The 13,149-nt window shown below is 44.9% G+C and carries 11 protein-coding genes; all 11 read right to left on the bottom strand.

Features of this window, described 5'->3' with window-relative positions; translation table 11 throughout:
• Window positions 1-86 precede the first annotated feature (86 nt).
• Complete coding sequence (locus D908_RS06220; RefSeq protein WP_005525584.1) at window positions 87-1,043, bottom strand: ABC transporter substrate-binding protein; 957 nt, start codon at window positions 1,041-1,043, stop codon at window positions 87-89.
• 60 nt (window positions 1,044-1,103) lie between these two features.
• Window positions 1,104-2,099 carry an ABC transporter permease gene (locus D908_RS06225; protein ID WP_005525583.1) on the bottom strand — a complete coding sequence of 332 codons (996 nt, stop codon included), beginning with the start codon at window positions 2,097-2,099 and terminating at the stop codon, window positions 1,104-1,106.
• Between the two features lie 3 nt (window positions 2,100-2,102).
• Window positions 2,103-3,602, bottom strand: a complete 1,500-nt coding sequence (locus D908_RS06230) for a sugar ABC transporter ATP-binding protein (RefSeq protein ID WP_005525581.1) — start codon at window positions 3,600-3,602, stop codon at window positions 2,103-2,105.
• Between the two features lie 128 nt (window positions 3,603-3,730).
• Window positions 3,731-4,879 carry a lactaldehyde reductase gene (gene fucO / locus D908_RS06235; protein WP_005525579.1) on the bottom strand — a complete coding sequence of 383 codons (1,149 nt, stop codon included), beginning with the start codon at window positions 4,877-4,879 and terminating at the stop codon, window positions 3,731-3,733.
• A 15-nt stretch (window positions 4,880-4,894) separates the two neighbouring features.
• Window positions 4,895-5,542 carry an L-fuculose-phosphate aldolase gene (gene fucA / locus D908_RS06240; RefSeq protein WP_005525577.1) on the bottom strand — a complete coding sequence of 216 codons (648 nt, stop codon included), beginning with the start codon at window positions 5,540-5,542 and terminating at the stop codon, window positions 4,895-4,897.
• Between the two features lie 11 nt (window positions 5,543-5,553).
• Window positions 5,554-5,985 (bottom strand): L-fucose mutarotase, encoded by a 432-nt coding sequence (gene fucU, locus D908_RS06245; protein WP_005525575.1) that lies wholly within the window; start codon window positions 5,983-5,985, stop codon window positions 5,554-5,556.
• A complete protein-coding gene (gene fucK, locus D908_RS06250; RefSeq protein WP_005525573.1) occupies window positions 5,978-7,429 on the bottom strand; it encodes an L-fuculokinase in 1,452 nt (483 codons plus the stop codon). Before fucK ends, fucU begins: the two co-directional genes overlap by 8 nt.
• A 43-nt stretch (window positions 7,430-7,472) precedes the next feature.
• The gene (gene fucI / locus D908_RS06255) at window positions 7,473-9,221 is read right to left on the bottom strand and encodes an L-fucose isomerase (RefSeq protein ID WP_005525571.1); all 1,749 of its coding nucleotides are present in this window, start codon (window positions 9,219-9,221) and stop codon (window positions 7,473-7,475) included.
• Window positions 9,222-9,477: 256 nt separating this feature from the next.
• On the bottom strand, window positions 9,478-10,188 hold the full coding sequence (locus tag D908_RS06260; protein WP_005525569.1) for a DeoR/GlpR family DNA-binding transcription regulator: 711 nt from the start codon (window positions 10,186-10,188) through the stop codon (window positions 9,478-9,480).
• Between the two features lie 853 nt (window positions 10,189-11,041).
• Window positions 11,042-12,109 carry an L-ascorbate 6-phosphate lactonase gene (ulaG, locus tag D908_RS06265; protein WP_005525567.1) on the bottom strand — a complete coding sequence of 356 codons (1,068 nt, stop codon included), beginning with the start codon at window positions 12,107-12,109 and terminating at the stop codon, window positions 11,042-11,044.
• Between the two features lie 125 nt (window positions 12,110-12,234).
• A complete protein-coding gene (gene ulaR / locus D908_RS06270) occupies window positions 12,235-12,990 on the bottom strand; it encodes an HTH-type transcriptional regulator UlaR (RefSeq protein ID WP_005525564.1) in 756 nt (251 codons plus the stop codon).
• Window positions 12,991-13,149 lie beyond the last annotated feature (159 nt).

The raw sequence follows: 13,149 nt of genomic DNA, 5'->3' as shown, positions 1-13,149 counted from the left end.
GCTGGGGGTTTTCTTATAGACCAGACACACTGGCAATGGTTAAAGGAACCACATGAATCTTCATGGCCAAGAAGTTCGTTCCCTCGTTATTTGGATTTACCAAATGGATAGAGCAACTGCTGCATCTCTGGCTTATCAATATTCTCCGCGGTTACGACTTTCACCGGAATATCAATCACATTCGGCACTCTTTTACCTTTTAGTACGTTGTACAGTGTTGTCAGACCCTGATAGCCAATTTGATACGCATCCTGCACCACAAAGCCTTGGATAGTGCCCGCTTTCAAAAACGCTATAATGCCTTCCGTGCTATCAAAGCCCATTACTTTGACCTTACCCGCAATACCCAAGTTATCAACTGCGTTCGCTACCCCCAAAGTACAGCCTTCATTTGTCGCATACACTGCCGACAGATCTGGGTTCGCACGCACCATATCGATCGTCTTATCCAGTGCTTTCTGTGGGTCGCCATCGCTGTACTGAACTTCTAACACCGTGATGTCGGGATATTGTTCTTTCATCGCATCAATAAACCCTTTCGAACGGTCTATCGTACTTTGGGCACCAGCAACATGAGCAATAATGCCTACTTTACCCTTACCACCGAGCATTTCCCCCAAGGTCATTGCTGCAACCGCACCCGCTTTTACGTTGTTCGTTGCGATGAAACTAGCTGGGATATCAGAGTTAATACCCGAGTCAAACGTCGCAATTTCAATACCACGAGACTTCGCTTCTTCCGCTGGTACCACTAACGCATTAGAGTCCAGCGCCGCCAGTAAAATCCCATCTGGGCGACGCGCCATCATGTCCTCCATTAACTGGATTTGCTCTGAAATCTGAGTCTCAGATGCAGGGCCTACAAAATTGGTCTTCACTCCCAATTCTTTCGCCGCTGTGTCTGAACCCAATTTCACCGTTTGCCAGAATTCGTGCTGATAACCTTTACTGACCACTGGGATATACATATCGTCCTTTGCCTGGGCGGTACCCAGTCCGACCGCAGCCAGTACTGCAAGTAGAATTAATTTGGCAGATTTCATTATTCATTCTCCATATATCAAATAAGGTACTTGTGATTGAATATTTCTATCGTTACTGCATTACTTCACTTTCTTTCTTAGTGTGTCTAGGTAAACCGCTGCGATGACAACTGTACCCATTGCAACCATTTGCCAGAATTGCGATACCCCCATCAGGTTTAATCCATTCTTCAAAATACTCATGATGAATGCCCCGATGATCGTTCCCCCTATCGTGCCGATTCCGCCCATTAAGCTGGTGCCACCGATAATGACGGCCGCTATCGCTTCAAGCTCATACCCTACACCCGCGGTCGGTTGACCCGAGTTTAAACGCGCGGTAATAATCACCCCTGCAATGCCCGTCATTAAACCGCAGAAGGTGTACACAAACATTTTGACGCGATTAACTTTAATCCCTGAAAGATGTGCCGCCCCTTCACTGCTTCCCACAGCGTAGATATACCGACCAATGACTGTACGTTTGAGAAGGTAAGCCGCAATAAAGGCAATCGCAGCAAAGTAGATAACGGGGTAAGGAATAGCGTCAAACAATTTACCTTGCGCCAACAGCTTGAAGCTTGGGTATTCCGTAAAGTACAAAGCTCGGCCATCGGTCAACACCAAATTGAGGCCACGGATAGACATCATCAACCCCAACGTCGCAATAAAGGGAGGAATGGTGATGTGAGTGATTAACGCCCCGTTCAGCACACCACAAAGTGCGCCGGCTAACGCTCCCACCATGATACAAATCGGTAATGGCAAACCTATTGATGCCGCTAAACCTACGCAGACACCCGAGAAGGCCATCACCGACCCCACCGATAGGTCGATGCCCGCAGTGATAATTACGTAGGTACACCCTATCGCAATAATCCCTATAACTGAGGTCTGCAGGGCAACCGTAAGTAAGTTATCGACGTTAAGGAAGTAAGGGGTTCCTAAACTAAAGAAAATCATTAGTAAGACTAAGCTGATTAAAGGTGCAAACTTCATGATGAGTTCTTTGTTCAGTACCTGACTTTTTCTGGATGACGTTGATAATTTGTCATCAGCACTTACATCGCTACTCATTTGTTACCCCTCTAATGTTGCGTATTTCATGATATTTTCTTGATTGGCTTCTTCCGCTTGAAGCTCGCCGGTTATCTTCCCGTTACGCATCACTAAGATGCGATCACATATACCCAATACTTCAGGCAATTCTGAAGAGATGACGATGATGGATTTACCTTGTTTGGCCAGTTGATTTATTAGCTCGTAGATCTCCAGCTTCGCCCCTACATCAATCCCTCGAGTGGGCTCATCAAAAATCAAAATTTCAGTGTTTTTACATATCCACTTAGCGATGATGATTTTTTGCTGATTACCCCCGCTTAAATTGCCCGCGACCTGCTCAAGGCTCGGGGTTTTAATCCGCAGTTTGTCTCTTAGCTTCTGGGATATCTCTCTCGATGTGCGCTCATTGATTACCCCTGCACCATTTGAGTAATCATCAAAACTGCTCAGCATAATGTTGTCTTGTACTGACATCCCCAGAGCTAAACCATCTTTCTTGCGGTCTTCGGTTAGGTAAGCAACCCCAAGTTGGATGGCTTCATGCACATTGCTGATTTCCACTGGTCGGCCAAATAGTTTGATATCGCCACTGTCGATTGAGTCTGCACCGAAAATTGCGCGAGCCACTTCTGAGCGTCCTGCCCCCATTAAGCCAGTGAAGCCCAAGATCTCACCGCGCTTTAAACGGAAGCTGACATCATTAAAAACGCCTTTTCGGTTTAAATGATTAACTTCAAGCACTGCCTCTTCTGACGGCTTATTGGCGCGTTGAGGGTAGATATCGCCAAGGTCTCGACCCACCATCATCGCAATTAGGTCGTCGATTTTAACGGTGCGGTAATCTACGGTGTTGATGAAGGTCCCATCACGCAATACTGTCGCGCGGTCTGCTATCTGTGCCAGCTCTTCCAAACGATGCGAGATATATACAATCCCTACCCCTTGCTCTTTGAGCATATTGGTCACTTTAAATAGACTCTCGATTTCTGACTCGGTCAGGGCCGCTGTTGGCTCATCCATGATGAGTACTTTGGCGTTCACCGACAACGCTTTAGCGATTTCCACCATCTGCTGTTGTGCCACTGTCAGGCTTTCAACCAACATCTCTGGTTTGATATCGAGGTTGAGTTTATCCAGCAACGCTTGAGTGGCTTTGGCTTGCGCCTCTTCATCCAACACCCATTTGTTTTTACTGGTGTACTCTCGACCGATATAGATATTTTCAGCCACCGTCAGATCAGGGAACAAGTTGAATTCTTGGTGAATAATCGTGATCCCCCTCTCTTGTGCTGAGATTGGGCTGGTGAACATCACTCGTTCACCCTCATAGGTGATGTGTCCATCATCTGGGGTATACACCCCAGACAATACTTTCATCAGTGTAGATTTACCCGCGCCATTCTCGCCAATTAGGGCGTGCACTTCGCCTTTTTTGAGATTGAAACTGACATTATCCAGCGCTAACACCCCAGGGAAATGCTTGGTAATGCCATTCATTTGTACGATTGTTGCATCCATACATCCTTCCGCTAGTTATGTAGCTAGGAATATTTCGTGTTTTGGGGAATAGCTACAGAACTTACAAATAACCTCTCTTTGCCACGCACAGAGCGCCCCCAATTATCTCTATGTTTAGAAGCTCCTACTTATAAAGCTTCTCGATATAAGGAGCGAATCTCATCAGCACTTGGTGTCACTGGATTCCCGCCTAAACACACATCATTCATTGCTTTATCGATCCATAACTCGATGTCTTGATCTGCTACACCTAAGACTCTAAAACCATCTGGGATTTCAACTTTACGCGATAGCTTTTTGATCAGTTCAACCGCAAGTTGTGCCGCTTCTTGATCATTCAAGTGAGAGGTATCCCCACCCATAGCTTCAGCAACCCCACGATACCGCTCTGGCACAGAAGCGGCGTTAAATGCACAAACAATTGGCAGCAAGATGGCATTACAAACACCATGAGGGAGATCGTGAGTTGCGCCTGGTTGATGCGCCATTGCGTGAACTAATCCCAAGCCTGCGTTATTAAATGACATGCCAGCCAAGAACTGAGCATCCGCTAGGTGAGTTCGAGCCTCAATGTTCTGACCATTTTCAACCGCTTCAGGTAGCCACTGAGTAATCAACCGAATCGCTTCTAATGCAGTTGGTCTGGTTAAGGTGTGCGCACCCGGCGTTACATAAGATTCAATGGCGTGCGTGAGCGCATCCATTCCCGTCGCGGCGGTAATACTAGGGGGTAAACCAAGCATTAATGTCGGATCATTAACGGCAATGTCTGGGATCTGTTTCGAATCAATAATGACCATTTTCACTTGGCGTACCTCATCCGTGATCACCGAATTTGAGGTCATTTCCGCTGCCGTTCCTGCCGTTGTGTTGATTGCAATAAAGAAGTCTCCGGTTTTCTTCACCTTCCCGACGCCTTCATAATCGACGATGTCTCCCGCATTTGCCGCCAAAATACGAATCGCTTTAGCGCAATCGACCGGGCTGCCACCGCCAACGGCGATCAAACAATCACATTCATTCTTTGAGTAAATCTCAAGCCCTTCACGAACGAGTGTCGCAGTTGGGTTGGGGGTGACTTTGTCAAACAGCACATAGCCAATAGCAGTCTGTTCCAACAATTCGAATAGGTGATTTAATATACCCAGTTGAATCAGCGTCTTATCCGTAACAATCATCGCACATTTCACGGGTTGTTGAGTGAGTGCCGCTATTGCATCATCGACGGCGCCAATACCGAAGTAACTTAATTTAGGAAGGTTTAATGAGAATGACATACTATATTCTCCTGATTATTGCTCTACACGTAAGCCGTAAGATTTGAACTTCTCATGCACAATTTGCATTGATGCGTCATCCAAAACTGGGACCTCTGGTGTGATCGCTAAGGTTTTCAGATAAAGATTTGCCAACACTTCGACTTCATGAGCGAGCCAAAGCGCTTTTTTTAAATTGACTTCACCCACAATCAGTCCGTGATGCTGCAACAAAATGGCTTTGCTCTTCGAAATGCCTTCCTCTACATATTTGGATAGTTGAGAGCTACCAAATGTCGCATAGGGAACACACGGAATTTCTGAAGCGCCTGTTGCCGCGATCATGTAATGAATGGCAGGAATGGATTTATTTAGAATGGACACGGCTGCACAGTTGATTGCATGGTTATGAATCACTGCATCGATATCATCACGCTGCTTATAGCAGGCTAGATGAAAACGCCATTCAGAAGAGGGAAGCTTCCCTTCTTCAAAACGACCTGCGTGGGCCACATATACAATGTGATCTGGAGATAACTCTTCATAAGGGACACCGGTTGGTGTAATCAACATCCCGCTTTCAAAGCGTACACTTATGTTACCGGCGGTACCTTGATTTAATCCTAAACGAGTCATCTCTAAGCAGGTATCAATAATTTGCTGAGATAATTCAAATCGATTCACGTTTTAATTCCTTAAAGACTAGTGACACCTTTTTTCAAAATGATATTGCCGTATTTGGCCGTTTCCCCTGTAAGGACTACGGCATAGCATTGTTTCGCACGTTCATAGAATTCATAACGCTCGACTCTTTCAATGTATTCTGTTGTTACATTGGCGACTGCCATCGCTTTTCGATATTTCTCTTCTACCGATGGGTCGAGTTCGTCCCCTAATACCGCTTGCATCATGGCCAATGGTCGCGCCACATACTGATCTAATTCAAACAAGGGGATGATGCCTGCCAATAGAGTCTCAACGCCCACACCATCACAGCGAATAACATTCTGATTTAAGGTGTGCGCTGGGAAATGAGCATCAGCAAACAAGATTTCATCGCCATGCCCCATTTCGGAAAGCGTTGCTAACAGTGATGGCGAAATTGCGGGATGAATACTTTTAAGCATGACTTGTCTCCTTTTCGTCATAACGGCAATTGACCAGATTAGGATTGACGACACGTAATGGAGGTTTCATGTTTCGTTGCGCGTCTTGGATACTTGAGTAATACCCGGCACCGAAGAAGGCGAACATGGCTGCACCTGTGACGGTTGCTTCAGCTTGCTCCACTATGTGCAGTGGACGTTGCAAAGCATTGGCTCTGAGTTGATTCCATAACGCATTTTTTGTGCCACCACCGACGACCACGATTGGACCATCATTGAGCTGACACAATTGGTTGAGATAATTAAAGTGTTGGCACAGTTGGTGGCTTAATCCCTCAAACAGCGCTCGGACGATCTGTCCACGAGAAGTATGTATCGATAAACCTTCAATAGAACCCTGACCTACGCCATTCGTACCTACGGTGAAACAAGGAGTAAACACGACGCCTTCCGCACCTTGGCGGACTTCCTCTGCCTCTTTGATCATGACGGTGTATAGTTCGTCTGCAGTTTGCTCCACAGTGAAAAATTGCTTGGCTACCCATTCAACAACCGCACTGGAAAGCCACTGCACGGCCGGGTTATACAAGCCTCTGACTGAGTCCAGCTCTACCGTCACGCCATTTTCTAACGCCTGTTGGTTTAATGTTGGGCGCTGACTTCGAGCCATTAAGATTTCCCAGGTTCCGGAACTTAAAATGGCTTGGTTTTCCTCTGCGCCAGACCCCACTAAAGCCAGTTGAGTGTCATGACCTGCTGAAATTACCGGGGTACTTGTTGGTAGTCCAAATAACTGAGCGACTTCTTTTGTCAGTCGCCCGACTTGCTCACCAGCCATCACAATAGGAGGGAAATGTTCGTCGGATAGCGCAAGATAATTGAGTACCCTCTCATGCCAGCGACCAGTATCTAAACTGGTTAGCATTGAAGTACCAGCCATAGTGTAATCTGTCGTCAAAACACCAGTCAGTCTGTGGGTGATCATCGATGAAATAAAGACAAACTTATCCATCTTTGAATATACGTTCGGCTCGTGCTCTTTCAGCCAGCGAAGCTTGTATAATGTATTGAAACTGTAGTTACCAATACCGTTGTCTCGGAAGAGTTCAAGGCGGTCGAGTTCCTCTTCAACTTGTGCCATTACCGGAACCGTTCTTGGGCATTTCCAAGAGATAATGGGATAAAGTTGTCGACCATCTTTATCAAATGGAGCACCATCAACCCCAAATGTCGTGACCGTCAAAGCCTTCACATTTCCTGCACCAATTTGACGAATCACATGCTGACCACACTCGACTAACTTCTGCCAAATCTCTTCAAAATACCACACATGAAAATCACGGTTCTGCTCATCACATTTTGACGAATTTTTAAGGAAGTGAGACGAGACAATCGCCCCTTTTGAGTCGATAGCAATCGCTCGAAGATTCGTCGCTCCACAATCTAAAACCATCACGACTGACATAGGGCCTCCTGATTCGGGCGAGGTTCCCCCCGCCCAATTGTGGTCATTTGTAAAGAGGCCCGAAAGTTGCGCAAGCACGGTAATCTTGCCCTTCTTTATCCTGACCAAATGCACTCCAAGTGTGAGGGCGGAAGACATTCTTATCTTCCACATTGTGCATTGCTATAGGAATACGAAGCATAGAAGCCAGCGTAATCAGATCGGCTCCTACGTGACCGTATGTAAGCACACAGTGGTTTGCTCCCCAGTTCGCCATCACCGAGTACACATTTCTAAACGCACCTTCACCATTCAAACGAGGCACAAACCATGTTGTTGGCCACGTAGGGTTAGTGCGCTCATCGAGTATCTCGTGAGCCTCTTTGGGGAGAGTGATGGAGTGCCCCTCTGCAATTTGAAGTACCGGACCTACACCTCTAATAAGGTTGATGCGGTGCATAGTGAAAGGCATATCCCCATGTGTCAGGAAATTGGAAGAGAAGCCGCCCCCCCGGAAATATTCAATGATCGCAGGTGGCCACTGAGTAGCATTAAGGCAATTCTGTACATCTTTTGACACCATTTCCCAATGAGGTTTAATGACTGGATTACCTTGTTCATCTCTTGCTTCACCAGATCCATCAAGTGCAGCGGACCCCGAATTGATTAAGTGAAGAAAGCCAGATTCAGGACGATAACCACTTACACGTTCTACCGAATCCTGAGACCAATAAGTGCGCACATCACAGAAAATCTGAGCCTTACCAGTCAGCATTTTGCCGAACAGCATATTCACACCGTTAAGGCTGTCGTTTTCTGTTGCGATGGCGAACGGCTCACGAATACCATTCCAGTCAAATGAAGAGTTAAGAATCGCTTCACTGAAATCACCATTTGGCAGATGATCGGTCCATTGACGCTGTCCCTGAAAACCGCCAACAACCGCATTATGACCCAAGGCCTCTTCACCAAACCCGAGCTCGGCCAATTTGGAATTACCAACCATAAGGTCACGCATGATCATGGTCATTTTAACCACGGTCTCCCAGTCTTCTTCTTTGCGTGCCACATCGAGTGGGCGACCATTGTAGTCTTTGCCTTCTTTACAGTTTTCTTTCGTCCAGGCCAACGCTAACTCAAATTCTTCTTTGTCAAAAATTTCACGATCAAGGCGACGCTTGATTTCCGTCATATCTACGTATTCGTTGCGCATACCCAGATAATGTTGGAAAAAGCTTTGATCAACGACAGAACCAGCGATCCCCATGGAAACGGATCCCATCGATAAGTTCGATTTACCACGAATAGTTGCCACCGTTAGGCCAGCTCGGCAAAAACGCAAAATTTTCTCTTGAACGTCATTTGGAATCGATGTGTCATCGGCATCCTGCACCTCTTCACCGTAAATTGAGAACGCGGGTAAACCAAGTTGCGAATAACCTGCCATCGCAGCAGCAAGATATACTGCGCCCGGACGCTCGGTACCATTAAACCCCCAAACTGCTTTTGGCATATGTGGGTCCATATCAATGGTCTCTGTTCCATAACACCAGCACGGTGTGACAGTGATAGTCAGACCGACATTTTCACGCTTGAACTTTTCCGCACAGGCCGCGGCTTCAGCAACACCCCCAATTGTTGAATCGGCAATGACACACTCCAACATTTCACCACCTACGTGGCGAATATGTTCAGTAATGAAGTTAACCAAGTTCTTAGCCATGTTCATGGTCTGCTCTTCAAGAGACTCGCGAACACCAAGACGGCGGCCATCGATGGTAGGCCGAATACCAATTTTCACTAAGTTGTTCATTTTACGTTCTCTTATTTCACGTTATGTTGAATTATTCTTTTATTTGATAGCCCTTAAGGCCAAAGTAGATCAGATAAAAAAACCAACCGTGGAGAGACAAACCGAAATACACTGAATGCAACAATAGAAGCGAATTGAAAGTTAGAAGCTTGAGCCTCAGAGCCACCTACTTGATTTATGCCATGGCATATTCGGCATATTCATCAATTTTATAAAAAATAAAAATACAGTTTACACATGAACAATATTTTATTTATTAAAAAATCACTTCCGCATTAGACACTAAAATATCCACCTCATCCAATCCACATATTCTTAACAAGCTTTTCTTTTTATATTTGCTTTTATCGGCCAATAAAATAACCTTATCGGAAACCTGAATGAATTCTCGCTTAATTTCATAATTATACTCATTAGAATCCCATACACCAGAATGTTCATCGAAACCCACACAAGAGATTACACAAAAATCCAACGCCATCTCAGACAGAGTATTTCTAGCAATCGTTCCATAAAACGCTTTATACTTTTCCGATAAACGTCCTCCTATACAAATTACATTAACATTATGCTTTCCACTCAATATATTAATATTGTTAATCGAATTAGTTACAACTGTACAATGAATATTCGGCAGTGCCTGAGCGACCAACCAACTGGTAGAACTCGCATCCAACCCAATCGCAGCGCCTTTAAAAATATGAGAGATAACTTCTTTTACTAAAATTCTTTTATCATCAATATTGTGATTTACCCGTTCATTGAATGATATCCCCTCATCTCGGTAGCTTTTCATCACTGCCCCTCCATGAATTCGGGTTACCTCTCCTTTACTGTCAAGCACCTTCAAATCTCTCCTGATAGTCTCAGGAGAAACATTTAACTCCCTTGCTAGCTCGACAACTGAAACTCGGCCGACTTTGTCAACTACACTAAGGATGTGATTCGCCCGACTCGCGGTATGCACACAGCTCTCTCTTTTCTGATTCAGCTTGTTTTAACTACAACTATAATCCAAAGTGTCCTTAATTATGCGAAGTTGATCACATTGAATTTTTATTAATTAATTTTTAAGGGAAACTTGGTACTCTCACACAAAAAATCGGTCATTTTTTGTGGCTATCCGTTCTCTAAAATAGAAATAAATAAAAATCACATACAAATTAAGTTATTACCCACAATAAAAAACTTAAATCTCTATTATTACAGCGTTTACTGGATAAATTAAAAACAATAAGATATAAAACATCATCTTGATAGTGATTCACTATTCAACATGTCAAAATTTAATTTAATCTCAATAACCAACATTACGGACATTATATTAGGAGCCGCGATAAGCAGTTGTAGTTTTTCACAGGCATAATAGCATCAAAAATTAATAAATCCGAGCAGCGAATCTCTGGCACAAAATGTAGAAGATGAACAATATAGCGTTAATCATCAGACTGATGATTAACCGTAACAATAAGTGATACTGGCTAATTATGTTGAATTAAACGTTGCTCCAGAAGACGATCACATAAACTGTTATACCTGGCTGAAGAGACTACATTTTTTCGCTTACTTCCCACTTGAGTCTAGCTATTGTGTCGGCAGAAAACTTTTTGGCCTCTCGTTAATTTTCTGCACATCAGATTCAACAACTATGGCCGCTGTTGATTTCTTGAAAAAATGGTTACGCCAAAAGTAATCGTGTATTTGGTTTTGACAATACTCTTTACTCAAATACCTATAGCTATCAATTTCCCACTATAAGTTATAATAAGACGGCCTCCGATATACACCGAGGCCGTCGTACAACAATATATGTCGAATATCTATAGGAAAGCTTTAAATGGCAGCTCCGGCTCATTTTTGAAGATGTCTTGGAAACCGCGGAAGTGTTGGTAATGCATACGCCCTTTGTCAGTTGGGTAAGTATATTTACCGCCAACTTGCCAGAAGAAAGGCGCAAACTGGTACTGCAAGCGGTCTCTTTTCATGTTCCACAGCACTTCAATTTCACGCGGATCATTTTGGAAGTTCGCCCAAATATCATGGTGGAATGGCACCACAACTTGGCAATCTAACGATTCAGCGGCACGTAAAATATCCGAAGAGGTCATTTTATCGGTCACACCACGTGGGTTCTCACCATAAGAGAGCAGCGCCACATCAATTTGGTAATCATTACCGTGTTTCGCATAGTAGTTAGAGTAATGTGAGTCACCGGAGTGATACACAGAACCGCCAGAGGTTTCAATCAGGTAGTTGACCGCTCGCTCATCCATGCCATCCAAAATCTCTTTATCGTAGGAAGACACGCCTTTCGGCAAGGTCACTAACGCGGTGCGATCGAACGAATCCAGCACGCGAATTTTGACATCGCCGATTTCCAGCACATCACCGACTTTTGCCACAATGCAGCGCTCCTGCGGTACGCCCCAGCCTAGCCACAAATCAACACAGGCTTGCGGGCCAATGAATTTCACGTGATCTCCGCAATTTTGCAGCACCGCTGCGGCAACGTTAACGTCAATATGGTCAGCGTGATCGTGTGATGCCAGCACGGCATCAATTTCTTTAATCGCAAACGGATCGAGCGGGAAAATCGAGGTACGTAAGTTAGGTTGTAGCGCTTCCACACCGCCCATACGCATCATCTGGTGCTGGGTATTCATCAAACGGTTTTTTTGCGTTTTTTTACCCGTTCCACACCAGAAATCGATCGAAAGATTCGTGTTGCCCGCGCTTTTTAGCCAAATCCCAGTACAACCCAGCCACCACATTGAAAAGGTATTTGGCTCCACTATCGTTTGTTCAATCTCTTCATTTAGCCAAGTTCCCCACTCAGGGAACGTACTCAAAATCCAGGATTCGCGAGTGATTTCATTCACTTTACTCATAACAACACCTCTTGTTTCACAACGTTAAGATAAATTTAGGATGTAGGGAACCAAGCGCCGAAACCCTGAGGATTGGCACTGGCGGTTGGGTTGGTTATTTTAATTTGGTAAAAGTGAGTGAAACGCTACACTAAAATGACTTGCGTTCCTTGCGCTTCAAGGGCTTTCACCACTTGCGCATTCGCATTTTTACCTGTGATGACGATGTCAATTTTGCTGGTAGGGCAAAACAGCATACCGGTACGTTGCCCGACTTTTGAACTGTCCACCACGACCACCAGCTTATCGATCTGCTCGAGCATCTGCTGTTCGGCAACGGCCGTGAGCATATCGGTTTTATACAATCCGGCTTCGGTTAGCCCTTTGCCAGAGGTAAACATCCAGTTTCCTGCGTAACTACCGAGTGAATCCGGCGCAGGATTGAGGAAAATGCTTTGCGCTCGATTGTATTGCCCGCCAATGATGATCACATCGTCGTGATCTTCGTTAATCAGATAGCTCGCCAAAGGAAAATAGTTGGTCACTATCTGCACTTTTTCGCCACACAACTGCTGACCCAGCAAAAAGGCGGTCGAACCACAGTTGATCACCACGCTATCGCCCGGTTGGCACAGCTCAGCCGCTTTCAAAGCGATCAGTGATTTTTCTTCATAATGCTCTGTGCTGTTGATATTCAGCGGTGACCACTTTCTTTTTTGGGTTTCAATGCGCTCTGCCCCATTACGCACTTTGCGCAGCTTACCTAGCTCATCGAGCTTGGCGATATCACGCCGCGCCGTGGCCGGAGAAACATTAAAGCGCTCAATAATGTGCGAAACGTTAATCGCTTGACTCTCTTCAAGCAGAGATAAAATGCCGTTATGTCTTTGGACTTCATTCATACCATCACCTAACTGAGAAAAAACTCACCGAATGTCTACTTAGTGATTACTTGGTGATTAAACTTGATTGAATTTGATTCTATTAATCACCCGTAAACTTGTCAAACTTTCTCCGCATAGAAATCATACATTTATCACAAATAAATTTAAATTATTGAT

The sequence above is a fragment of the Vibrio mimicus CAIM 602 genome (assembly GCF_000338875.1).
Taxonomy (GTDB): Bacteria; Pseudomonadota; Gammaproteobacteria; order Enterobacterales; family Vibrionaceae; genus Vibrio; species Vibrio mimicus.
Note: the sequence above shows the minus strand (reverse complement) of the source record. Positions and strands in the feature narration are given on the sequence as shown.